The 26242-nt window shown below is 40.5% G+C and carries 16 protein-coding genes and 3 pseudogenes; 15 read left to right on the top strand and 4 right to left on the bottom strand.

Features of this window, described 5'->3' with window-relative positions; translation table 11 throughout:
• From B9G53_RS22675 to B9G53_RS22730, 12 genes and pseudogenes are all read left to right on the top strand, one after another.
• Nucleotides 1-474, top strand: a pseudogene (locus B9G53_RS22675) (PD-(D/E)XK nuclease family protein); the annotation flags it as partial.
• Between the two features lie 365 nt (nt 475-839).
• Nucleotides 840-2402, top strand: coding sequence for a serine/threonine-protein kinase (locus B9G53_RS27625; RefSeq protein ID WP_094535722.1), 1563 nt, complete (start codon nt 840-842; stop codon nt 2400-2402).
• A 62-nt stretch (nt 2403-2464) separates the two neighbouring features.
• Nucleotides 2465-3640, top strand: a complete 1176-nt coding sequence (locus B9G53_RS22685) for an S-layer homology domain-containing protein (RefSeq protein WP_094535723.1) — start codon at nt 2465-2467, stop codon at nt 3638-3640.
• Between the two features lie 174 nt (nt 3641-3814).
• Nucleotides 3815-4705, top strand: coding sequence for a hypothetical protein (locus tag B9G53_RS22690; protein WP_094535724.1), 891 nt, complete (start codon nt 3815-3817; stop codon nt 4703-4705).
• A gap of 70 nt (nt 4706-4775) precedes the next feature.
• Nucleotides 4776-5777, top strand: coding sequence for a hypothetical protein (locus tag B9G53_RS22695; protein WP_094535725.1), 1002 nt, complete (start codon nt 4776-4778; stop codon nt 5775-5777).
• 55 nt (nt 5778-5832) lie between these two features.
• Entirely contained in the window at nt 5833-6756 is a 924-nt protein-coding gene (locus tag B9G53_RS22700; protein WP_094535726.1) for a hypothetical protein, read from the top strand.
• Between the two features lie 72 nt (nt 6757-6828).
• Nucleotides 6829-7737: a hypothetical protein gene (locus B9G53_RS22705; protein ID WP_094535727.1), complete on the top strand. Its 909-nt coding sequence runs from the start codon at nt 6829-6831 to the stop codon at nt 7735-7737.
• A 36-nt stretch (nt 7738-7773) separates the two neighbouring features.
• Nucleotides 7774-10236 (top strand): Hsp70 family protein, encoded by a 2463-nt coding sequence (locus B9G53_RS22710; protein WP_094535728.1) that lies wholly within the window; start codon nt 7774-7776, stop codon nt 10234-10236.
• Between the two features lie 122 nt (nt 10237-10358).
• Nucleotides 10359-12752, top strand: coding sequence for a protein kinase (locus tag B9G53_RS22715; protein ID WP_217901655.1), 2394 nt, complete (start codon nt 10359-10361; stop codon nt 12750-12752).
• Between the two features lie 23 nt (nt 12753-12775).
• Nucleotides 12776-13804, top strand: a complete 1029-nt coding sequence (locus tag B9G53_RS22720) for a hypothetical protein (protein WP_094535729.1) — start codon at nt 12776-12778, stop codon at nt 13802-13804.
• Nucleotides 13805-13902: 98 nt separating this feature from the next.
• Entirely contained in the window at nt 13903-15483 is a 1581-nt protein-coding gene (locus B9G53_RS26975; RefSeq protein ID WP_141211861.1) for a protein kinase, read from the top strand.
• Nucleotides 15484-15558: 75 nt separating this feature from the next.
• On the top strand, nt 15559-17688 hold the full coding sequence (locus B9G53_RS22730) for an FHA domain-containing protein (protein WP_094535730.1): 2130 nt from the start codon (nt 15559-15561) through the stop codon (nt 17686-17688).
• 13 nt (nt 17689-17701) lie between these two features.
• Here B9G53_RS22730 and B9G53_RS22735 read toward each other — a convergent pair whose 3' ends face one another.
• The gene (locus tag B9G53_RS22735; protein ID WP_176453319.1) at nt 17702-18913 is read right to left on the bottom strand and encodes an FHA domain-containing protein; all 1212 of its coding nucleotides are present in this window, start codon (nt 18911-18913) and stop codon (nt 17702-17704) included.
• A gap of 540 nt (nt 18914-19453) precedes the next feature.
• Between B9G53_RS22735 and B9G53_RS22740 the strand changes: the two genes are divergently transcribed.
• The 3 genes and pseudogenes from B9G53_RS22740 to B9G53_RS22750 form a co-directional block, all read left to right on the top strand.
• A complete protein-coding gene (locus tag B9G53_RS22740; RefSeq protein ID WP_094535732.1) occupies nt 19454-20242 on the top strand; it encodes an IS5 family transposase in 789 nt (262 codons plus the stop codon).
• Nucleotides 20243-20309: 67 nt separating this feature from the next.
• Nucleotides 20310-22046: a Tn3 family transposase gene (locus tag B9G53_RS22745; RefSeq protein WP_254923775.1), complete on the top strand. Its 1737-nt coding sequence runs from the start codon at nt 20310-20312 to the stop codon at nt 22044-22046.
• Nucleotides 22047-22105: 59 nt separating this feature from the next.
• Nucleotides 22106-24268 (top strand): annotated as a pseudogene (locus tag B9G53_RS22750) (Tn3 family transposase); the annotation flags it as partial.
• A gap of 122 nt (nt 24269-24390) precedes the next feature.
• On the opposite strand, the gene B9G53_RS22755 reads toward B9G53_RS22750, so the two are convergent.
• The 3 genes and pseudogenes from B9G53_RS22755 to B9G53_RS22760 form a co-directional block, all read right to left on the bottom strand.
• On the bottom strand, nt 24391-25245 hold the full coding sequence (locus B9G53_RS22755; RefSeq protein ID WP_217901656.1) for a reverse transcriptase N-terminal domain-containing protein: 855 nt from the start codon (nt 25243-25245) through the stop codon (nt 24391-24393).
• Nucleotides 25246-25811: 566 nt separating this feature from the next.
• The gene (locus B9G53_RS27630) at nt 25812-25952 is read right to left on the bottom strand and encodes a hypothetical protein (RefSeq protein ID WP_176453321.1); all 141 of its coding nucleotides are present in this window, start codon (nt 25950-25952) and stop codon (nt 25812-25814) included.
• Nucleotides 25949-26242, bottom strand: a pseudogene (locus B9G53_RS22760) (ISAzo13 family transposase); the annotation flags it as partial. The pseudogene B9G53_RS22760 and the gene B9G53_RS27630, both read right to left, overlap by 4 nt.

Here is a 26242-nt window from a genome sequence, read left to right on the forward strand (position 1 = left end):
TCTATTGGGTATCTTCAACCAATCTGGCTTAGTGAGCAAGGTGAATTTCTGCCCGATCGCTTGTTGGAAGCGTTCTTATTGTTCTGGCGGCAGCATGGAGAACCTTTATTTGGAAGTACGCCCTATCCAGAGATTGCACCTCATATTGTACTGATGGCATTTTTGCACCGTGTTGTTAATGGTGGAGGCACGTTGGAAAGGGAATATGCCATTGGTTCGGGAAGAATGGATATCTGTTTGCGCTATGGCAAGGTAACCTTGGCGATGGAGTTGAAGGTATGGGCTGATAAAAGACCCGATCCGCTTAAGGAAGGGTTGCCGCAGATTGATAAGTATTTGTCGGGGTTGAGTTTAGATACGGGTTGGTTGGTGATCTTCGATCGCCGTTCTGGGTTACCGCCGATTTGCGATCGCACTACGACGGAGAATGTCATCAGTCCCGCAGGACGAGAGATTATCGTGATTCGGGGCTAAACCATTAATTAAATCTAAGCTGATATGTCGATTCCAAAGCCAATTTTAGTTGTTTGTGAGAATATAACCAAAGTTTAATAAAACTTTTGGTTCCTCACTTGACGAAAATAAAGCTAACTCTATTGTCGTTTTAAAATTTATGATCATAGAATATTACTGTATAGTCATACTGAGATCAAAAGGAAAAAATAAATTAAACTAAAATATTTGCAAATACACTATGTTGCCACGATGGCAACAATCCTCTTTTTCTTTACAAGAATCTTTAAAAATTATATATTTTTCTAATCTTATAAGAACTTACCTTATCGTAATTTTCTATGCTCTAAATATTACTTAATTCTTTAGTTTACAAAGGCTTCATTGTGACTGGTCAACTACTAGCTGATCGCTACAAAATCATTAACGTATTGGGTGCAGGCGGCATGGGACAGACCTATGTTGCTGAAGACACTCAGCTCCCGAATAATCCTAAGTGTGTAGTCAAGCAGCTAAAACCTGTCAGCCCCGATCCTAACTTTTTAGTGACGGCAGGACGATTGTTCACGGGCGAGGCAGAAATGCTGGATAAGTTAGGAACCCATGACCAGATCCCACGTCTGTTTGCTTACTTTGAGCGCGACGGTGAGTTTTATCTTGTGCAAGAGTGGATTGATGGTCAACCGCTAAGTTCAGAGTTACCATTAGGTCAAAGATGGACGGAGCCACAGGTAATCGCATTACTGAAAGATGTATTGATGATTTTAGAATTCATTCATGGACAAGGGGTAATTCACCGAGATATTAAGCCAGATAACATCATGCGGCGTAGGCAAGATGGCAAGTTGATCTTGATTGATTTTGGTGCGGTGAAACAGGTGCGGACGCAGCAGACAACTGTAGCTGGTCAAGTAAGTATAACGGTGGCGATCGGTACTCCTGGATATATGCCGACAGAGCAATCGAGTGGGAAGCCAAGACCTAGTAGTGATCTTTATGCGTTGGGCATGGTGGCAATTCAGGCTTTGACTGGGTTGTTGCCATCACAGTTAAGGGAGGATGACGATGGAGAAGCGATTTGGCGCGATCAGGCTGAGGTAAGTAATGAGTTAGCTAATGTGCTGACGACAATGACGAGACATTACTTTAAGCATCGCTATCAGTCGGCTTCTGATGTTTTACGAGCTTTGGTAGATTTAAAATCGCCTAATGTTGTGGTGAATAGTGGGTATACGCCTACACAGGTGGCAAGTAATGGAAGTTATACGCCTACAGTAGTTACGCCAGAGGCTTATGCTCCTACTCAATCAAGTGCAAATGGGGTAGGAGATGCTAGCCATATTGGGCAGTCACCCACTCTAAATCAGCAAAAACAACCTACTGTTCCACGGTATGGGCATAATCGTTCTTCAGGGTTAGATAGATGGCTGATTGTTGGAGCGGTTATTTTATCAGTACTTATTGGAGGAGGGGTATTCTACTACAATGAGGTACAACGCCTTGCTGCTGATAAAGTTGCTGCCGAGAAGAAGGCTGCTGCTGATAAAGTTGCTGCCGAGAAGAAGGCTGCTGCTGATAAAGTTGCTGCCGAGAAGAAGGCTGCTGATAAAGTTGCTGCCGAGAAGAAGGCTGCTGCCGAGAAGAAGGCTGCTGATAAAGTTGCTGCCGAGAAGAAGGCTGCTGCCGCGAATCAGCCAGATACTGCTGCCACGAATCAGCCAGATACTGCTGCCACGAATCAGCCAGATACTGCTGCCACGAATCAGCCAGATACTGCTGCCACGAATCAGCCAGATACTGCTGCCRCGAATCAGCCAGATACTGCTGCCGCGAATCAGCCAGATACTGCTGCCGCGAATCAGCCAGATGCTGCTCAACCAAAGCGAGACCCTCGTTGCGATACGGGAGAACTAGACCTTAGTGTCTGGGAATCTTTAGGCTGTGGCTAAAGCAGCAAGAATACTGAAAAGAATGTACAGTTTTTAATTTAATTGATAAAGGAGAGATCGATATGTTACCCAATCTAACAGCTTTTGTTTCTCAGTGTCTCCTATTTAGCTCGACTTTGATTACAGTCCTTGTTCCTGTACAGGAGACTATTGCTGCTCAAGGTACTGTGAGGGTTCCTAAACAATCAGAGGTTAGCAACACTAGCAACACTCCGATGTTAATTAGCCAAAATCTTGGGCGATCATATATGCTCAATTATGCGACTTCAATCAACGAAGTGTCCGATGTTCGTCCAACGGATTGGGGCTTCCAATCGTTACAAAGCGCTATTGAAAGAGCAAGATTTATTCGACTATATAGTGATGGTACCTTTAGAGGGAATCAATCTGCAACGCGCTTCGAGATGATCGATTGGTTTGGTACAGCTTTAAATGTAGTGTTTACGTTCGGTGAAAATCAATGTAACTTCTCTCGTCCTAGGCGTTCTTTCAACCCCTCATCAAATATTGACTCAACCGCTTTCTACTATCAATCATATCTAGCTATCGGTAACGCCACAGGAGGAGAATTACTATATCAACCAAGTAGCGGAAATTCTGAATCGAGTGGGGATTCAGAACTCACAAGAGCAGATGCCGCCATAATTTTAAATCGATACTTTCTACGTCCGATAGAGGCGTTTGCTAAGAGAACAAGTAGTATCGATTCACATGAGTATGCATCCAAGTCCCTCCTCTCAAAGGATAAAACCCAATTGGCTCAAATGCCTTCGGCAGCGCAAATTAGTGACATCTCTCCCAATGACCGCTACTACAAAGATATTGAAAGCGCTGTCAGTCGATGGGGAATTTTGTCCGCTTATCCAGATGGAACATTCCGAGCCAAACAACCAATCAGCCGTTATGAGCTTGCATCAATACTATCAGCCTCATTCGACAAGGCAAATGAATTTATAGCTTCACAGTGTACTAGTAGCAGTGAATCTTCATCAGTTGTTGACAGACAGCCAAGTGTGACAATTGTAAACAATACAAATGGGAATATAGTTTATTCCCTTGATGGAACGACTTTCAATCTTAGTCCAGGGGAAAGTAAAAAGCACAGTAATGGACAATTCATGGTTGAATTCGATTCAAGCTTTATGGATGGTTATCAATCAACAAGATACACATTGAGATCTGGGACTACAAATAGATTTAATCGAAATGGTAATTTCGTTGATTTACTTTTTGATTAATTTCATTCGTATTGACTATTTGTGATAGTGCACCATGATTTGCAGGGCGCACTATCACTACAAAAGTAAAATATTATTTCTCTAGCAGTGATTCTTTCTATTCTTATCAAGCTAAATAATTTGTTTTCTTTCTTACATCATGTTTACAAAGTTTGAGTATGTTGAGATAACTACATGGCAGAAGCACTTGACGTTTTAATTGATCAGTCGGTTCAACGAATGTTGAGCCTATCAGCATCGTCTGATCAAGTTCTTAGCATTATTAATCAAACCGATTCGACCATATCTGAACTCACCGAAACTATTGAAACCAATAGCCAAGAAGTTCAAGCTAGTTTTGAGAGTTTTAGCGCCAAGCTAGAAGCCGCAGAGCAAAGTTTAGAAGCAATTTTGCAAACTACTGTTGAGGGATTGAACACTCTGCAAAGTCGAGTTGCAGAAATTGATGAGCAAACCGAATCTACAGCCAATGAAATTAAAACCAAGTTGGATGATTTCAAGAGCTTTACAGATGAAGCTAATTCAAGCATTCAAGAAAAAGCTGAGACTACTCAATCAGAACTAAGTGAAATTGCTCAACAGGCTGAGACTTTTCAGACCGAGTTGACCAGTCAACAAGAATCGACAACTAATAGCATCGACGAATTTCGGAATGTGATAGATGCGGCGAAGCAGAGCTTTGAGACTAAAGCAGAAACTCTCGTCTCGCAATTGGAGTCCTTTGAGCAAGATGTTTCGGGCAAACTGACTGCACTAGTTGCTGATGTGGATCAAGTTTTGGAGGAAGGCAATAGTCAACTTGACTCAATCCAAGGAGTTTTGGATTCTACTTCTACCGATGTATTGTCCAATGTTGAATCCCTGTTTGGAGATCAGTTCCTTGGTGAGCTATCAGGAGCATCAGAAGTACTTGATCAAGGCGTATCTTTACTCAAAGATACAGGCGTTGATCGTATTGAGGACTTTACTGGTAAATTCCGAGATATTCTCGGTAAAGTTGATGAAATTCTTGACCTAATCGAGGAAATCAAGCCTGTTTTAGAGTTAGTCAATGATTACCTCTAAAAAATAGTTTTGAGTGCAACTTTAAGTCCTGTATCTACATCTAATATTTCATCACCCCTCTATCTAAGTCATGGCAGAACTAGCAGAATTTGGTCAAAGCCTTGAAGAAGTCACTCAGAAACTCAATGGACTAATTGCTCTATTGGATTTAACCACTAGTGAACTCACCGAATCAAGCGAAAATATATCAGAAGTAACTGAGTCTCTCACTGAAGTAAGTCAAACCTTTGCCAGCAGTGTTGATGTGTTGGTAAGTAGCTTAACTGAAATCGAGAACACGATTGAAAGCGAAGAAACTGCTTCTACGGAAGTGTTAGAATCATTACAACAAGCTCTGACTGAAGGTACTAGTCAGCTAAACACAAGTTTTCAGGAAGTTGAACAAGCGCAAACCACCTTTGAGTCAGAAGCAATGAGTAGTCGCTCAGAGCTTGAAGAAACCACCACTGAACTAGCTGAAACATTTAGTAATGTTCAAGAAACTACTACTACCTTGCAACAGGCATTAACGGAAATCCAAGAAACTAACCAAGAGGTCTTTCAAGGTTTAGAAGAGGCGATCGCTAATGTAAGTGAACAGACTAATGCTCTGCAAGATGCTACTGAAGAAGCATTTGAGGCTTTTAATTCAGAGTTAACTGGTAGCTTTACAGAAACCACAGAAACATCTTTTTCTACCCTTAGCGATCAACTTACTCAAGAGCATCTGACCACACTGCAAACTAGTTTTAGCGAAGGAGAACAGGAGTTAAACGATCTCTTTGATAACTTTGGCAAAATATCCGAAGAAGTGGGTAATGAGTTAAAAGACAAAGTTTCTGAAATTCTCCGTGAAGTTGGAGATGACTGTCGAGATACTTGTCGTCAAAAACTTGAGGATGCTTTTCGAGAGGCGATCGAAGGCATTATTGAAGCCGTAGCCGAAGAGGTTATGGAAAATGTAATTGTGATGACAGCTGGGACACAAATAACAACAGCAATGACTGCACCGATCCCAATCTTAGTTGCACTTGCTGCGGTCAAACTCCAACTCCAAGCTGCTAATGCAGTGATGGATCTTTTGGATTTCTAAACCCGAATATCCAGACTAATTTTTCTATCTTAATTTACCTAGATCATCTCCAGTCATGAGTCAAACCGCAGAATCAATGCAGCTTCTATCACAGGCTGCCACCGTAATTCCTACAAAAGTCAGCACCCTACTTCAGCAACTAACAGCACTGCAAACTGAAGTTACTACGCTGGTTAGTAGTACCGAAGAAAAACAAACTGAAGCAACTAGTCTATCCACTCAAATTCAAGCTGCCTTTGACCAAATTCAATCAGAAATAGTTCAACACCAATCTCAGCTAGAGTCTGAACTAACCGAAATTGAAACTGCGTTTCAGTCATTTACTGAGCTAGTTTCTTCTAAGCAAGATGAACTAGTCAGTGAATTTACTTCTGCACAAGAAAAGGTAACGCAACTTAGTACTTTGCTCAATACTCGCAGTGACGCTTTGCAAGGTGTGAATACATCAGTACAGTCAGCACTGGCAGCAGCCCATGCTAAGTTTCAAGCTGATCAAGAAAAACTATTAGAAACCGTGAGTCAAGCCGAAGAAACTGCAACCCAACTTCAGCAAAGTCTAGAAAGCTCACAATCTACGGTCAATGATCAAATACTTGAGCTAAGCCAAAATCTGGAAACAATGTATCAGGAAACAGATAGCTCTTTGGCTGACACCATGGATCAATTTTCACAACAACGCAGTGAGTTTAATACACAACTCACAAGCCTAGTCGAGCAGAACATCCGCCAGCAAGTCGATCGCATGTTAGAAGAAACTGAGACTGAGATTCGCACGGAACTAAAGCAAGCAGTTGAGCAAGGACTAGATACATTGATAGAAGCCATACTCGGCATTGACGAAGATCTATCAGGTGCAAACTCTGAGATGTCCAATGGTCGTAAGGTGATGCGAGAGGCGATCGATCAACTAGAACCAATTATTGATGAAGTCAGAGGTGGGGTAATGAAGGCACAGGATTATGTGGAATCGTTAGTCTAGAAACATCACCGCACATCAGCAAAAACAAAATTAGTTGACACATACTTTAGTTGGCACATATCAAGGAGAACCATGTCAGACTTTAAGGCTACTGCAAGCGAAACCGCTACCAAACTAACCATGCTGGTCGAAGAGATCGATCAGTCTCAAGCTAATCTTGATGCTCTTGAACAACTAGTTGCTACGACTACTAGCCAAATTGATACCCAATGGACTGAATTAAATACCCGTGCAGAAACTCTGATCAGTCAACTCAATGCTATTCGTGAACAGATCAATGCAGAAGTGACTGAGGTGGGACAAACATTAAACCAACTGCAAGAAAAGATCACCTCGGCACAATCGGAAATTGAGCAAGAATTTGAAGAAACTAAGACAAGTTTAGATCAGTTGGACAGTACATTAGAGTCCGTAACTACTGAACAAGAGGAAGCATGGGAAACTACTGAAACTGCGCTTACAACTTTAGAAGAAACAACTCAAGAAGTAGAATCTGCTCTAGAGTCTGAATTCGCTGAAACGGGCGCATTGATTAGTGAAGATTTTGTTACTGCTATAGAAACCCATGAAACAGAGGTAACAAGACAAGCAGAGACTCTTCAGACATATATTTCTGGTGAGTGCCTATCTCAATTGTCAGAGAAATCTAGTGAGTTTTCGGAGCGATTAACCCAGATTGCCGATCAGTTATCTCAAAAACTATTAGAGGTTTCTGGTAACGTCGAAAGTACGGTTACTTCATCATTAGACCAAGCTGTGTCAGATCATGGAGCGGCGATCAGTGACTTAGTTTCAACAGCTAAAGATGTGAGTCGTGCATTAGAAGAAGCTGGTAAAACCGTTGATCAGACAAGCTCAACGGTTACACGTACATTATCTCTAATGGAAACAGCTACTGATACCACTAATAAGGGATTTAATACTGCTGTAGATGTGTTTGTGGAGGCTAAGGAGTTACTGGGAAAATTTGGAATGATTTAATTTTATTAACTACCGTTGTTCAACCGAGAGTTTTATATGCTGAGTCAATTACTGAACGATCGCTACAAAATTATCAGAGCGTTAGGTGCAGGAGGTATGGGGCAAACCTACGTCGCAGAGGACACCCAGCGACCGAACAATCCTAAGTGTGTAGTCAAGCAATTAAAACCAATTAGCCCCGATCCCAGCTTTTTGGTGACGGCAAGGCGATTGTTTACAGGTGAAGCAGAAATACTAGAAAAGTTAGGAAGCCACGAACAGATTCCGCGTTTGTTAGCTTACTTTGAGAAAGATGACGAATTTTATTTAGTCCAAGAGTTTGTGGACGGACAGCCACTCAGTACAGAATTACCATTAGGGCAACGGTGGTCAGAGTCTCAAGTAATTGCATTGCTGAAAGATATTTTAGTAATTCTTGAGTTCATTCATGGACAGGGAGTCATCCACCGCGATATTAAGCCAGATAACATCATGCGACGTAAGCAAGATGGCAAGTTGGTATTGATCGATTTTGGTGCGGTGAAACAGGTGAGATCACAACAGACAACTGCTATTGGTCAAATTAGCATGACAGTAGCGATCGGTACATTAGGCTATATGCCGACAGAGCAAGCTAGTGGGAAGCCGAGACCTAGTAGCGATCTATATGCATTGGGTAAGGTGGCGATTCAGGCATTGACAGGACTGTTGCCGTCTCAATTAAGAGAAGACGAAGATGGAGACCCTATCTGGCGAGAGCAAGCTGATGTGAGTGACCGATTAGCGACGGTGCTGTCTAAGATGACTCGTCACTATTTTAAGAGCCGATATCAATCAGCATCAGAGGTTTTAGAGGCTTTGGAAGGATTTGAAATTTCAAATCCTTCTAAGAATCAAGGTTATACTCCAACAATAGTCGAGGAAAATAACAGTAGAGGATATACCCCCACAATAGTTGATTCCAATGAGTCAAGCAAGCCTTTTAATTCTCCTAAACTACTCAGAGAATCTAAAGTTTATGAAGGAATTCACGATTCCCCATATTTCTTAGGTATATCAATAGGCATTTCCAATTCTATGGCAGTAGAATTTCAAGATGGTCAATTTGTTACACTCGTAAACATTCCCTCTGCTGTTGCTTATACTCACGAAGGTAGTTGTCTTGTTGGTGAACAAGCAATAGAGAAACAAACTTCTAATACCTCAATATTTAGGGACTTCATCTATTTTATTGGACGCAGATACGATGAGGTCTCTCAATTTATACCCCAAATCCCGTATCGTATAGCGAAAGGAAGTAAAGGTGGTGGTGTTCTAGAATGCTCAATATTAAATAGATGGTTCTCACCCGAAGAACTATTGACAGAACTTCTCTGTGAAATACTTAATCAATGTGATGAGCGACGTAAAAATCGATTGACTGGACTCTACGTAATATTCTTAGCAATACCAACATTCTTAGATAATATAGCTTGTCGAGAAATTATCAAAAGTAGTGCCAGAGAAGCAGGCATAGGCCATCTAAAAATAATAAATGAGACTCTATCTTATGGACTAAGTGTTTCTTCTGCAAATTGTCTTTTTTTAGAACTTAAGAAACCACAACTATACCTTGTTATAGTTATTCATGATTTTTGTCTTGCTTGTAGTATTTTAGAAATAAATGGCGGAGTGATTGAAGTGTTATGCAAACTCCAAAAGTATGTAAACATTGGAATATTTAGTAAGCCTGAAGGATCTCAATTGGTGACTGAACTTATTGAAGCTAGTTTGCAATCTCAAAAATTGACGAGCGTAGATGTACTGATTTTACCTACCGATATTTCTAAACTGCCTGCGGTGCAAACTGTATACCATCAAAAACTTGTTGATAAAGCTAAAGAAATTATTTGGTCTAAAAACGGTGCTGCCGAAGGAGCTGCCCTTTACACTGAAATTTTAAGGGGCAAAAACATTTGTGTCTTGGACTTGGTTACTACGACAATGGGGATATGGACGCAGAAAGGTATAAAAAATATCATTAGAGCAAATGAGCAATTTATTCCTACATTAAAATCTGAATTATTCTTATGGAATGGTGGTTCACATCAAATAAAAATTCCTGTTTTTGAAGAAACCTATCAAAACCAAGAGAGTAGAATACTTGGGATAATTCAATTTGAGGTTACTGAAATTCGCAAATTGTCTGTAATAGAAATAAGCTTTGATATTACAGATTCATATCATAATCTTGATTCATATCATAGTCTTACTGTTACAGTGATTGATAAAATCAACGGAAACAGCCAATCATCAGAAATTACGAGTCATGAATTATTATCTTCTGAAGAAGCTAGCAGACTGTATGACGATAATTCTTTACTAACTTGCTCACTCAAAGGTCAAGCAATTTGGCATGGCTCTAGTGCTGATATACCTGTAGAAATCGAAGATTTTATGGGTGTTGAGAATGGAGAAATTTATCTAAAAATCAAAGATTCTAAAACTGGTATAAAACTTCAAGAGATTGAATTTTTTTGATTGATTTATATAACATGAAAGTTATTGATTAGAATAGATCATACAGGCTTCATTCATTGTTTTTCTGAAATAGATATTTAGATATTTTTGTGTTTTATACTTTAATACTCGGAGGATTTCGTATGAGTAGTATGCTAGGGCAATTGTTAGACGGACGTTATAAAGTAATTGAGGTTTTAGGCTCTGGTGGATTTGGGCAAACATTTGTAGCTGAAGACAAGAAAATGTTTGACTCTCAATGTGTGGTTAAGGTGCTGAAACCTATTTCCAAAGATCTGCAAACTATTGAACTTGCAAGGCGATTATTTGCAGCAGAGGCAAGACTTCTTCATGAATTAGGTAGTCATGATCAGATCCCTCGACTGTTTGCAAGTTTTGAAGAAGATCAAGATTTTTATTTGGTTCAGGAATATATTCAAGGGTATCCTCTGAGTCAAGAATTGACTCCTAATGTCAAGATGTCAGAAAGTGAAGTTATTCGCTTGGTAAAAGATATCCTTGAGCCGTTAGCCTATGTACATCAAAGAAATGTAATTCATCGAGATATTAAGCCACCTAATCTGATGCGTCGCTCTGGTGATGGCAAAATAGTTCTAATTGATTTTGGATCGGTTAAACAAGTTCAAAATCAAGTTGTGGAACCTGACGGTCAAACGCGAATGACTGTGGCGATCGGTACTTATGGCTATATGCCAACTGAACAGGGTGCGGGTGAACCAGAGTTGAGCAGTGATATTTATGCAGTCGGCATGATTGCATTACAAGCGCTAACGGGTATCATGCCGACTAAATTGCCTAAGAGTGCCACGCGAGAAATCTGTTGGAGAGATCAAGTTTCTACCACGACAGAATTTGCAGAATTTATTGACAAAATGATTCGCTACGATTGCCGCCAAAGGTATCAATCAGCAGTTGAAGCATTGGAAAGTCTAGTTTTTATTCAAGCTTCATCTTCTCTGGAATTTGCAACTAGTCCACCTGTTGAATATTCAAGCACTAGTATTGATACTAACCATAGTAGTTCTGTTAAAGAAGAAGTAATATACACTCCGACTCAGTATTCTCAGACTGCTATCTTTGAAGATCCTGTAAATGACATATCAAATCTTCTAAATCAGGAAAATGATGAACTTTTAAAAGGTTATGCAGAAATCGCCACAGAGCCAACATCGCCGACTGAAGCTGTCAACGAACAAGATAAATGTGCCTCAAATAATGCCTATGAAAACGGTATGCTTAAACTTAGACGCAGAGATATTACTGGTGCGTTATCAGAATTTGATCGTGCCATCAAAGCTGACCGAAGCAATATCAAAGCTTATCAAGAACGTGCGGCTATTTTGAAGATGCTTGGAGAGTATGAAAAGGCAGATAAGGATCTGCAAGTCATAAGGAATCTTAATCAAGAGAGAAAAAATATTGTAAAGGAAAAGTTTAACGAGTCATCTAATATTCAGCCTATTCAGGCTCAAGTACCAACCACTCCAAATAATAACATTCTTCAAAATGTTAGAAATACTCTGACTCGCCCAATTGAGGGTCCTCGGACTCTAGGAGTAACGGTTTTTGGTCCTAGAGGTGTAGGCAAAACTAGTTTACTGGCAGCAATGTATGACCAGTTTGGAAAGACTACGCAAGGAACATCTTTACAACTTACTGCCGAACTTGTTACTTCTGCAATTCTGCAAGATTATGTTACAAAGTTGAAAAGTCCTTTCGATACTGATGCAGAACTGGAAGTGATGCCTGGAATTCAAGGGACGGCTGAACCTCAAGATTTTGTATTTGATCTTGGTAGAACAGGAGGTCCAACAGCCATCAAACTTCATTTTAAAGACTTTCCAGGTGGTCGTATTGGAACTAATGCGCGGACTGAGGAAATAGCAGAAGTGAAGTCCCTGTTAGAAATTTGTTCTGTTGTCTTAGTTGTAATTGATGCTCCAGCATTGATGGAGGAGAATGGCAAATGGCATGACCTCGTAAACAAGCCTATGCTGATTACTGATTATTTTAAGACAGCATATCAAAATGTGCAAAGTCCTCGTCTCGTTTTACTTGTACCAAGTAAGTGTGAAAAATATATTCAATCTGCTCCTGAAGATCTGCTCGCTAAAGTTAAGGAAAGATATTCGACTTTGCTTAACTTTTTTCAAGATCCAACATTATCTCCTCATGTAGTTGTCGCCGTAACTCCGATACAGACACTTGGGAATATGAAGCTTACTCACATTGATACCCAATCAGTCAATGGTCAACTACAACCTCGTTTCTACTATAAGAAAACAGCTAATGTCTATGCACCTAAAGATAGTGAGCAACCTTTGCGTTATCTCTTGAAATTTTTGCTCAAGATTCATCTTCAAAAACGGACTTTTCTCTCAAAAGCGATTAGGAGTGTTATGGGAAGACTCTTTGAGGATGGAGCTTTTAAATCCACTGTTCAAGATTTTACTCGACAATGTAAAACTTCTGGTGGATTTGCAGTATTGCAAGATGTAGGTAAATGGCTAGACTGATGGAGTTATGAGGATAAAAAATAATGGAAATCTATATACAGAGTTGTGGCAAATCAGTAGAACAAGATTATTCTTGGCAAAAGCTATCTGATGATGAGAGAGCATACAAAATTGAACCTCCAAAGATTATGGAATGGATCAATCGATATGTTCAAAAAGATGCTCATTCAGTTTTTATAGGTAGAAAAGACAATAAGTTAATTCTTTTCATATCTAATCTTGAATCAAGTAAACGTTCTGATTATGTTGGTCGTAAAGCAAGAAACTCTATCCTTTGCGTCGCTAAAAATCAGGAAGAAGAGTTTCTGATTCGATATCTTGCTGCAAGTTCTCTTGAAGATATTGATGTGTTTACTTCATCAATTGATAAAACTATTGCATTTGGAGGAAATGAGAGTGGGTTTGTTATTGATCATCAGCAGTTTTATAAAATTCTAGATCAGGACTTGAGCAATTTAGGCGCTTTAAAAACCAATAATATTTGTAAAATTGGTAAGAATTCTCCTGAATTGCAGACTGATCTTGCAAATGAAATTTTGAATAGTCGGCTACCTCAAAAAGAGGGTGTTTTAGTCGTTGTGACGCATTATCAAGATCCAAAACTGTTTAAAGAAACAAAAGTTTGGCGTGGTTTATCAGCATTGATTACTGAAAATAGTTGGCAAAAAGTATCACAGCAATCGACTTTATATACTTTATTTGCAGTTGGGACGGTAGGTTTGCTTCTATTGATTGTATGGTTTGTGGTTAAGTCTTTTGAGTTGCCAATTAAATCTGGTAACTATATTAAATTGCTCGAAGGTAATGGAAGCGAATCAATATTTCTATATAATGAGCCAGATCAAAAAGGCGAACCTAAAAAAGCATCATCTAATACATTGCTGCTGGTTAAAGAGCAGAAAGATAAATGGATAATGGTGGAGATTTGCAATTTGCAAAAATCTGTAAAAGAAAGTAAAGAGCGTTATAAATGGATTTCTCTAGATAATCTTATAGGAAATAAGCAAGGGGTAATTTATCAAGTGGTTGAGAAACCGATCAATGGCTGTTAAAAGTTAAAAAATCAGTTGTTTTTGTATGTTTTATTTGATTGGGGCTATTATTTGTAATAGTCATTTTTAGTCAGTTTAGGATGTGGAGATATTCGTAAATGATAGGTCAATTACTAAGCGGGCGCTATAAAGTACAGAGAATTTTGGGGGCAGGTGGTTTCGGTCAAACTTTTGTGGCTGAAGATACTCAGCGTCCTAACAATCCAGTTTGTGTGGTCAAACAGTTAAAGCCCGCTAGTAACGATCCTAGCTTTTTAGAAACTGCAAGACGGATGTTTCGTAGTGAGGGAGAGGTCTTAGAGAAGCTAGGAGAAAATCCGCAGATCCCGCGCCTACTAGCAAACTTTGAGCAAGATCAAGAATTTTACCTAGTTCAAGAGTACATCGATGGTCAAACACTAAGCGCTGAACTCCAAATCGGTAAAAAATGGACAGAAAACCAAGTGGTTGACCTGCTCAAGCAGATTTTATCCGTCTTGGCTTTTGTACATCAGAATGGAGTAATTCATCGTGATGTGAAACCAGACAATATCATTCGGCGTAAGTCAGATAACAAATTAGTTTTGGTCGATTTTGGGGCTGTCAAGCAGGTAAGGAACCAGACAGCAATGGGACAAAAGATGCTAAGTGCAACCATTGCGATCGGTACTCCTGGTTATATGCCCAGTGAGCAGGGGATTGGCAAGCCAAAGCCAAGTAGTGATATTTATGCGCTAGGTGTGATTGCGATTCAGGCACTAACGGGTTTAAGTCCTTCGCCACAACAGGAGGATACGGATACAGGGTTTCGCTATGACCACAACACTGGTGAGCTAGTCTGGCAGGATAAGGTTCAAGTTAGCCCTAATTTGGCGGCGATTCTCACTAAGATGGTGAAACACAATTTTCCAGAGCGTTATGCTTCGGCAGTAGAGGCTTTACAAGCTCTTGAACAATTACACTCTGGATACACTCCCACTGTGCAAGTCGCTCCTCAGTCGTATCAGCCCACTCTACAAATCATCCCTCCAGAAAATCGTCCTAGTCATGCGCCAACATTGCCTGTGAGCAATCCAACGAAACCTCAGGATCCAACCATTCATCAGTATGATCGTTCGTTATCTAATAAACTTCTATTTGCTGGGGCTATTTTTTTGTCCCTCCTAACTGCTGGGGGAATATTTTATTTACAATCACTAAAGATAAATGATGATAAAAAAATGCTAGGACAATTAGCAACAAAAACACCAGAAGTTCAGCCCGCGAAAACACCAGAAGTTCAGCCCGCGAAAACACCAGAAGTTCAGCCTGCAAAAACACCAGAAGTTCAGCCTGCAAAAACACCAGAAGTTCAGCCTGCGAAAACACCAGAAGTTCAGCCTGCAAAAACACCAGAAGTTCAGCCTACAAAAACACCGCAAACAATCATAACGTTAAGAGCTATTTCTGCTACATTTATACTTAATCCATACGATACTTCATGCGACGCAACCAATGACAAGAAGCTGCAATGTATCTGTAAGATTCCACATGGTGCAACAGTTACGTTGTTAGAGCCTCACAATCCTTTTAACATAAATTATAGATTTGTTAAGTATAAAGAACCATTAATGGCTTACGGGAACGATGAGGGTTCTATATTATTACCATGCAACATCAACCCAGCTGCATTATTAAAATCAGAGTGGGAAGGATGGTAATTTACGTAGCGTATGGTATTTGTTGAAGTTATTAATCCAGTAAGCCAATTGAACTGTTTTTTGTAGATTAAAATTATGTTTCTAGTAAGTGATAAATTAATTATAAAATTTCAAACAGTTCAAAAGTTTATTGCTGATCGCATTTCTCAAGATCAGTCATACGTTGACATTGAGGAAAAACTCAAACAGTTATCTGACTCACTCAAGGCTGGCAAACTTGTTTTGCAAATATTGGGACAAGACTCACTATCAGCAAAAGAATTTCATAAGCTGCTAAGGGCAGATGCGGAACTATCTGATCCCTTTCAAATCAAAGTCTCAACTCTGCCAGACATTCCCGAGCCAAATGCTGTACCTGTTGCCACTCTAGTTTTGCAAAACTCTGGAACAAATCAACCTGAGCGATACCAACTCATAGCCAGACAATCTCAAGTGATTGGGCGTAACCCATCCGCCACCCAAATCCTATTGCCAGATAGATTGAATCTGGTCAGTGGCAGACATATCGAGATCAAACCTTTAACAGATGAGCAATGGCAAATTAGAGACTTAGAAAGCAGTAATGGTACTTTCATTAACGAGAAACGACTCAAATCTCAAGAATGGCAGACACTTAAACCCAACGATCAAATTGTTTTAGGCTCAGCTTATCAAGCAACAGGCAGTGCAATTTTGGTATTTGAAGTGCCGACAAAAGATGATGTACATTCAAGCCATGTAGAATTACAAAATCTATTGAATAGCCATATTCTTTGTTTAGTCATTTCACCTCAGACTTTATCTGAGCAAACCCAAAGATTTCTGCAACTAGCCCACGACTCAGACATAGCTAAACTATTGATAATCGTTGACAAGTCTGGAATAAGTGATATTGATAGCTTTAACAGTAGCCTAGAGACTATCAAAAAGTCATTGCCACAAAAACTAAATAGTAGTAATTTCGAGTTGATTTCTTTAATATTAAAGCCTTTTGCCGCCAGCGCAGGAGCGACAGTACTCGCCCCCCAATCTCAACCTGAATTTGAGCAACTCTGTGATGATCTTAAAAAGTTTGCCAAAAATGAAACCGAATCTACTCTGGTCAAATCGGAAACTCGAAAATTACAGGCGATCGCTAACCAAATTGAAGCGATCATGGTTCAGAAAGACACGATTTTTAAAGATAATCTAAAACAAAATGAAGAGCAGTTGAAAGAACTGTCTGTAAACACTCTTAAAAAGAATATTGACAAAACTTATAAACAAGTCGATGAGCGTCGCGATTCATTTTTTAAGCAAGTAAGGGGCGATCTCAACCTCGCTAAAGCTGACTTGTTAAATGAATTCAAGCAAAGCAGTATCTCCTATAAAATCCAACAGTTTACTAAAAACTTGCAGCCACAAATTTCTGATCGGGGGGGATTTAGATACATTAGTCTAGGAGTTGCTAACAATTCCAACAAGAATAAATCTGGTAGTAATGTTCATGCTATGGCAGTAGAGCTTTGTCACGACGAAATGACTAAATGGTCAATATCAGAGTGGAAAAAGATTCAAACCGAGTATTTTGATGGTGGTTTTAGAACTTTGCTTCAGAAGAGTCATGAGACCTTAAATTTTATTCCTGAAGTTAAGATTTCTAAGAGTCTGTTTGTAAGCTCACAGACCTTAAATGTACAGTCAGTTCTTGGTTTTACGGAAGTAGAACCCACTTTTGAGTTGCGCTATAAGCAAGCTGGTTTCTTTGGTCATATGTTCAAAAATATAAGAGGACAAGTAATTGCAATCGGCGGAACTGTAACTATGCTCGGAGGCAGTTTTACTGGAGGAGTTCCAGATAATATTAAGCCGTTCATAATACCTTGCCTTCTGCCTATGGTTTTGGTACTAGTTTTTATTAGTCATAAACAGGAAAAAGAGACTAAAATTCATGACACTCATGAGAAGCTTCAAAAAGATGCAGTAAGCCACTATCAGTCTTACACCAAGATGCTAGTTGATCGACTGTCACAGCGTATAAATTCATTGTTGGATGCTGAAGACAAGAATTTTCGGGATGTCTTAGATAATGTGAAAGAGAGTTATGCTGACTATGTTGCCGAAGTAGATGAAAAGCAAAAACAACTTCAGTCTCAGGTCAATGAAATGAAGCGATCTGGGCAATCTAAAACTGAGAAAGATTTTGTCGAATTTCAGAAAATCAAACAAGCTATTCAATCTCTATGATGATTGTTCTCATTTAAACAGACCATATCTTAACCGTCTTATCTTCACTGCCACAGGCAAGAATTTGAGCATCTGCACTAATCGCCAATCCGCCAACCTGCCAGTTATATCCCGATAGCGATCTAATTTCCTGTTCTGTTTCTAAATTCCAGAAACGTACCATTTTGTCATCAGTAGAGATAGCTAGAAATTTACCATCTGGACTGAAGAATAATCCATTGATAGCTGATCGCAAGGCTGGCAAAGTCGATAGTTCTTCCCCAGATTCTATTTTCCATAGTTTGATTGTGCGATCGGCACTACCACTAGCTAGTAATTGATTGTCTTGACTGAACGCAACAGCGTTTACAGCCATTTTGTGACCCGTGAATGTTTGTGAATTCTCTCCTGTCGTAAGATTCCAGACTTTGATGGTTTTATCCGCACTGCCACTAGCAAAGAGTTTACCATCTTGACTAAATGCAACTGCATTAACTCCCATGCCATGACTAGTAAGTTCCTGTATACTTTCTCCCGTTGCAAGATTCCAGATTTTGATAGTTTTATCGGCGCTGCCACTAGCCAAGAGCTTCCCGTCTGGACTAAATACAACTGCATTAACCATTAACTTATGTCCTAAAAAAGAATTAGATTCTTTTTTGAGTGCGAGATCCCAAATTTTGATGGTTTTATCCACACTACCACTAGCGAGATATTTGCCATCAGGACTAAAAGCGACCGATTTCACGAAATCTTCATGCCCCGCTAAAATTGTGATATTGTCCTCTCTCACCAAATCCCACAGACTTCTTAGTGAGGATGGCTCAATTTTATTAGGAACAGTTACAGGTTGAGTAATGGGCGGATGTGAAGTAGGAGATGCTTGAGCAGAAGATTGGGTTTCAGAGATGATTTGGTTAATTTGGGCAGCCTTCTCTACTTCTCCTTGAACTGGATTAGGAGCCGATGGAGCAACTATTTCTTCGCGCTCAAATATAAATTCGGGCCCCCCTTTACTAAGCATAATGCGATCGCCTACTTTTAGGGGCTGACAACCCTGTAATCGTTGACCGTTTAAATAAGTACCGTTAGCTGTATTTAAATCACAGACTCTCCATGAGATTTCTGAATTATCTCCGCAAGACTGAAATTTTGCATGGTGTCGAGATACTGTAGGGTATTGTTCTGAGTCAATAACAATTTGACAAGTATCCTCTCTACCTATTAATGCTTCTTTTTTAGGCACTAAGGTATACTTAGTCTCAAGAAGCTTTTTTTCTGTGTTTGATGAAGTGTACAGATTAATAAAGTAAGAGAACTGATTGTTTGCCATATTTATTTTAATGCTTGCTATATTTTTATGCATGTATCAATAATAAATATCTAGAATAAACTTTAATGAGCTCAGAGTGACAACGGACTTACTAATTTATCTGCATGATTTCTTATTTTCTCTAGGTTCGATTTTTGCCCATGAAGCCCAGTTATTTGATTAACTTTTATGTAATCTTGCTCTCAGAGGATGGCTGAGAAGTAGAAAAGGGAGCATCTCACTTTGGCGCTAAGCATAAATACTTATAACAAAAACTCAACGTTTCAGGCTTGGACAACAAAGAAAAACCACAAATTTCATTTATTTGTCGCATATTAACAACGCCAAAACAACGATTTTAGGCACTTTTGATGCTAAGTATAATTACTCAGTGCCAAAGTGAGATGCTCCCAGTAGAAAAGCTCTAAAAACGATAACCTGTCAATAGTAAATCAAGACAGTGTTTAGAGAACCATGAGTAGAGCATATCCGAGTAACCTAACTCAAGAGCAGTGGGAACTATTAGAAGGCTTAATCCCCCCAGCTAAAGTAGGAGGTCGTCCTCGCAGTGCCTATATGCAAGCAGTGGTCAATGCCATTCTCTATATTCTTTGTGCTGGATGTGCTTGGCGGATGCTACCGTCTGACTTTCCCTGCTGGCAGACGGTCTACCATTACTTTCGCAGTTGGCGTATCGATGGGACTTTGGAGAGCATGAACCACAAACTACATCAGTGGTTGCGAGTGAGTGAAAATCGAGAGGCTTGTCCCAGTGCTGCCATTCTTGATAGCCAATCGGTAAAAACAGCAACTCCTGCTGCAATTGAGGTGGGCTACGATGGTGCTAAGCAAATTAAAAGACGCAAGCGACATCTTTTGGTCGATACTTTGGGTCTAGTTGTGATGGTGGTAGTAAATGCAGCCAATGTTCCCGAACGGGCAGGTGCAAAACTGGTTCTGGCTCGATTGCAACGGGTGCGCCAGTGGGTTGATTTAGTAGTGATTTGGGTTGATGGGGGCTACAAAGATCAAGACTTCATGCAGTGGGTGATGGATCAATATCGGTGGATGTTTCAATCTGTGCTTCGCAAAGATGTCATCAACGGCTTTCTCCCAATATCTCAGAGATGGAAAGTTGAGCGCACCTTTGGTTGGTTTAATTGGTGCAGACGACTCAGTAAGGATTATGAGATTTTGCCTCAAACCTCTGAAGCTTTTATCTATGTTGCTATTATCCGCATTATGCTTCGTCATTTAGCCTAATACTCTTTTCAGACATCCTCTAATTAATGATTGCGCTGTTTGACAATTTGTGTGATATTTAATTCACATAAGTACTTATCTTGCGAACTGTAAATATTTACCCAGCGACGATCTCGATTTGAGTTTCATCAGTGAGCGGTGGCGACGATTGGTGGTGGAACAGCGTGGGGAAGAGCAAGTACTGTCGAGAGTTCATCTGGAAGTATGCATCTTCACCTATTTAGCGGCTGAGTTGAAGACAGGAGATATCTCTGTCGCTGGTTCCGAGCAATACGCCGACTTTCGCGAACAGTTACTTTCATGGGAAGAATGTGAACACGACTTGGCAAGTTATGGAATGCAAAGCGGTTTACCAGTAACCGCTGAGTCCTTTGTGGCTGCTTTAAAACAGCAATTAACAGAGGTGGCACAGACAGTTGACCAGATCTGTCAAGATGGTAGTCAGATTACCATTAACGAAGTTGGAGCACCCGTCCTCAAACGTTTGGTAGCAGAAGTGAAACCGGCTGGTGCCGATGAACTCGAAGCTAAGATTTGGGAACGTTTACCAGAGCGGAGCGTATTGGATATCCTGTGCAATGTGGAACATTGGCTCAACTGGACGCGGCATTTTGGATTAGCTTCAGGCTCTGAGGCTAAAATAGACCAACCCACTGAACGGTATATTCTGGCTGTATTTGGGTATGGGTGTAACCTTGGTCCCTATCAAACAGCACGTCATACACGCGGACTGATTAACGGACAGATGTTGTCGCGCATCAATCGACTACATATTCAAACCAGCCAAATTGAAGCAGCAATACGGGAGCTGATTAATGCTTACAATTTACTCCCGTTGCCCAAGTATTGGGGAACGGGGAAACGCGCCGCCGCTGATGGAAGCAAGTTTCAGATTCATGAAAACAGTTTGATGTCAGAGTACCATATCCGCTATGGCGGTTATGGTGGGATTGCTTACCATCATGTCTCAGACACTTACATTGCGCTGTTCACCCACTTTATTACCTGTGGAGTATGGGAGGCAGTGTATATCTTGGATGGGTTACTGAAGAACAGGTCGGATATTCAACCAGACACCTTACATGCGGATACTCAAGGTCAATCATTGACTGTCTTTGCTTTGTCCTATCTATTGGGAATCAAGCTGATGCCTCGGATTCGCAACTGGCAGGATTATAAGTTCTTTCGTCCCAGTCAAGAGGTTGTGTATAAATACATCGATCCGTTATTTACGGATGTGGTGGATTGGAAGTTGATTCAGACTCATTGGCAGGATTTAATTCGTGTAACTTTGTCCATTCAGGCGGGTAAGTTGATGCCTTCAACGATCTTGCGAAGATTAGGGAGTAATAGTCGCAAGAATCGCCTGTACCAGACTTTTCAAGCCTTGGGACAGGTAGTTAGAACGTTGTTTTTGCTGCAATATATTTCCGACCGCGCTTTACGTCAGGAGATTACAGCTTGCACCAATATTGTTGAAGGCTATCACAATTTTCTGGACTGGTTATTTTTTGGTAAGCAGGGGGTACTTACAGACCACGATCCTGAAGAACAAGAGAAGCGGCTCAAGTATCTCGACTTAGTTGCCAGTGCGGTGATTTTTCAGAATACTGTGGATATTTCTACTGCGGTACGGAGTTTGGTTGATGAGGGGCATAAGGTTGACCGCGTGTTACTCTCTACTTTGAGTCCTTATCTGACTAGACATTTAAAGCGTTATGGCGACTATGTTGTCGATCTGACGACTATTCCCGAACCGTTGGATCTGGCAGTTAGCTTGCCAATTGAGATCGCTCAAGAGTAATCTCAGTAAATGTTTCAGCGTTTCGTGGCACTGTTTTACACGTATCCTGATTACATGCCATGTTCATCAAGCAAATGCAGCAGATGCATCAAAAAGGGAAAACTGCATTACTAGAATACCGAGTCAAGACGCAACCTCGCACTGATGAACTAATTGAAACCTTGCGTGATGTGATGCTGGCATATCAGAAAGATGGGGATATTTCACAGCGATTTGCAGCGATTGAATCAGTTATTGGTGAGCAGAGTCAATCCATTATGGAACAATGTAATGCTCACCTAAACCATGTTGGAAACAATTACTTTTCCTTGATGCAGGACTTCTACAAAAGCTACCGTGCTAACCTATTTCGGTTGCTGGAGGTACTGCCTTTACGCTCTAGCACACAAGATACAACGATGGAAAAGGCAATCCAGTTTTTGTTGGAAAACCGCAATAGTCGGCAAACTTACTTGCCGATTACTACTATTGAAAATGCTGGAACTGAAGCAGAAAAAATAAAGCTAAGACTTGATTTGGGTTGGATTCCCGCCAAGTGGTGGCAATTGGTCACCGAGCAACGAAACCGTGTTCCTATGCCAGAAACTATTCACCGTCGTCACTTTGAGGTGTGTGTCTTCTCGCATATCTTACTAGAGTTGAAGTCAGGTGATCTCTACATTGAAGGTAGTTCTGATTATGGAGATTACTACAGTCAGTTAATTTCTTGGACTGAATATAAGGCTGCTATTGAAGAGTACGGAAAACAAGTAGAACTACCGACCGATCCAAAGCTATTTGTGTCCCATGTGCAGCAGTGGTTGACCACCCGCGCTTCAGCTTTTGATGAGGCTTTTCCCGCTAATGTTGATGTTGATTATCAACATGACCGCTTGGTGATTCGCAAGCCAAAAGCAAAAATAGTACCTGGGGCAGATCAGCTCAAAGCAAAGATTGCTGAACGGATTCGTCCAGTCAACTTGCTTGATAGTTTAATTGATACGGAGTTATGGCTCAACTGGACTCGCTTTTTTAAGCCAATATCAGGGCATGATACCAAGCTTGATCAACCCATTGCTCGATACCTTGCAACGACTTTCTGTTATGGATGCAACTTGGGTCCATCTCAAACTGCTTGTTCTCTTAAGGACTTTGACCGACGACAAATTTCCCATGTGCATCAACGGCATATTGATTTGGATAAACTTCAAGCGGCTATTACGGCAATTATTAATGCTTATAATCGCTTCAACTTACCAAAGTATTGGGGGACAGGTAATCAAGCCTCAGTCGATGGTACTAAGTGGGATATCTATGAAAACAATTTGCTGGCGGAGTATCACATTCGTTACGGTGGCTATGGTGGTATTGGTTATTACCACGTCTCTGACACTTATATTGCTCTATTCAGCCATTTCATCCCTTGTGGTGTATGGGAGGCTGTTTATATTCTCGATGGCTTGCTCCATAACCAATCTGAGATTCAGCCCGATACTATTCATGGAGATACACAAGCTCAAAGTGCGACTGTCTTTGCCTTAGCTTATTTGTTAGGGATTACCCTGATGCCTCGCATTCGTAATTGGAAAGAGTTGATTTTCTATCGTCCTACTCGTTCCGTTCACTACAATCATGTCGATTCTCTGTTTACTGATACGGTAAATTGGGATCTAATTGAAACTCATTTGCCAGATATGCTACGAGTTGCTCTTTCTATCAAATCTGGCAAGATCAATGCTTCAACTGTCTTACGGAAACTGGGCACAAACAGTACTAAGAATAAACTCTATCAGGCATTTCATGGCTTAGGTTGTGCTGTGAGAACTGTTTTTTTACTTCAGTATCTCAATGACGCGCATTTGAGAACTTCGATCCATGCTGCTACCAATAAGAGTGAGTCTTTCAACCACTTTGTGCAATGGTTATCTTTTGGTGGTGAAGGAGTGATTTCTTCTAATAACCGAGAGGAGCAGCGTAAGATGATTCGTTACAATCACTTGATTGCAAATTGCCTGATTTTCTACAATGTCTTTGAGATTAGTCGCATTCTTAATGAGTTGAGACAGGAGGGGTTCCCCCTAGATGCTGAGGCTATTGCTGCACTCAGTCCCTATTGGACTCAGCATGTAAATCGCTTTGGGTTTTATGCTCTTGATCTAAATCGTTGTCCTCCTCCTATTGATTACGATGCGCCTATTGTCCAAAACGCTGATTCTCTAAACGCACCGACCTCAAGTCTTTAGACCTCTTAAATCGTGCCAAAAATATCGTTTTAGATGAAATGTAAAATTGTTCAAGCGCTTTCCTCAAATCAATCGCTGAAAGCATCACTATATATTGCTTTTAAGCCTGTCGTGATACAGTTTTACACGAATCGTTGCCATACCCGATGAAGAACTATATTAGCCAGTAATGGACTTATTGTTCCACCCTGAGGTGTACCCGACTCTGAAGAGAAATATTCTCCTCGAACGCCAGCTTTTATTGCTCGAAATAGCCCTAATTTTGCTGCCTTTGGTAGTTGGACAGATTGCATTAAGAATTTATGATCAATCTTGTCGAAACATTGCTCAATATCCAATTCGAGTATTCGTTTACTTATCCCATTAGCTTTGCCACTGTTCAAGTTAAAGAATAGTTGTTTCTGGATATCATGGCAGCTTCTGCCAGGTCTGAACCCATATGAGAATTCATTAAACCCAGCTTCTACTGCTGGTTCTAAGGCATATTTAAGAAAACATTGATATGCTCTATCGCTAATGGTTGGAATCCCTAATCCTCTTTTTTTACCATCTGCTTTTGGAATATACACCCGTTTTAGCGGTTGATGTTTCCATTGCTTCCAGTTTTTGATTAGCAACTCATACAATGCTAGTCTTTGAGGCGTTTCTAGGGCTTTCTTACCGTCTACCCCTGCGGTTTTCTTTCCAGTGTTTAGCTGAGTCACTTGCCGAACTGCAAGCAATTTTGCTGCTTTAGAGCTTAATAAAAGTTTCTGAAGCTTACGCACTAGGCGCGTATTTCCGTTCTTTTGAGCCTTAAATATTCTCACTTGTAGGCGAAATACAATTTTCCGCAACTTGCGCCACGGTATCGATTTCCATTTATCAACTAGATTTAACTCCGTTGTCATAACATTCTCTACGCCTGAATAAATATTAACAGTGCAAACCGTACCCAGTTGTCGAACAGTCCTCACCTGTTGGATTTTCGAGTACATCTTACCAACTCTACCTGCTAACTCTTATTTAAGGAGTTCACAGTCTTAGGTTTTGATTCCTATAACTGAAGGTTAAAGAGCCGTTTTATTCGTTCCTCAAGTTAGTTGTTTTGTAGTTTTAGGTTCTCTCATTTCGCCTACGATTTCCCAGAATTGCTCCTATTTACGTGAAAATGAAGCGGGTATTGTCGCCTTTTCACAGGCTATCTTGTGTCGTTATCCTCTCTTGATTTTGAGTGGTACAGGTCAGACGCTTTTTCCGAGAGTTCAACTGATGCTTAACCTTGACTACTTACCTATACGAGTTACCCCCATTTCAGGTTTGTTTTCCTCGTCCTTTTCCCAGCTTCACTTTCAGAGTTTTTTCTCTGTCCATGTGGGAAGATTTGGCTTCACACCATTCCTAGTGGATGAGACTTGTCTACTTAATTTTGACGCACTCACACTAACCTGAAGTTACCTCTACTTTCTTTATGGGAGTTTAACCCAAGGCGGTGTAAAGGCTCTGATCCCCTATCCCTTTCGGACTAGTTTCTCAGAAACGAACCGCACCAAGTATCCTGTAGCTACCCCGATACGGGTTGGTTGGTGATCTTCGATCGCCGTAAGGGGTTGCTGCCGCTAAGCGATCGCACGACTACTGAGAATGTAATTAGTCCCGCAGGGCGAGAGATTAGGGACTTGCGAGGAAATAAGATACCAATCAATTAGGAACAATGGTTATATCCCATTTGGGTAAAGTATCAGAACGTTGCCAAAATGGAAAATACTGTTTCAAGTCTTCTGGTAGAAGTTTTATGCCCTTCACATAGGCTGTTTCCACTAAATGAACAATTGGTGAAATCCCTTTCCATGTCATGTTACTAGCCCACCTTACAGCAGCATCAACAGAATCTAGAATCGTACCATGCCAATAATTTTCTAGAGCAGCCCAACAGCGTTCAATAGGATTATATTTACTGTGATAAGGGGGATAGTAAACCAGACGAATTTTCAA

This window comes from Pseudanabaena sp. SR411, assembly GCF_002251945.1.
Lineage (GTDB): Bacteria > Cyanobacteriota > Cyanobacteriia > Pseudanabaenales > Pseudanabaenaceae > Pseudanabaena.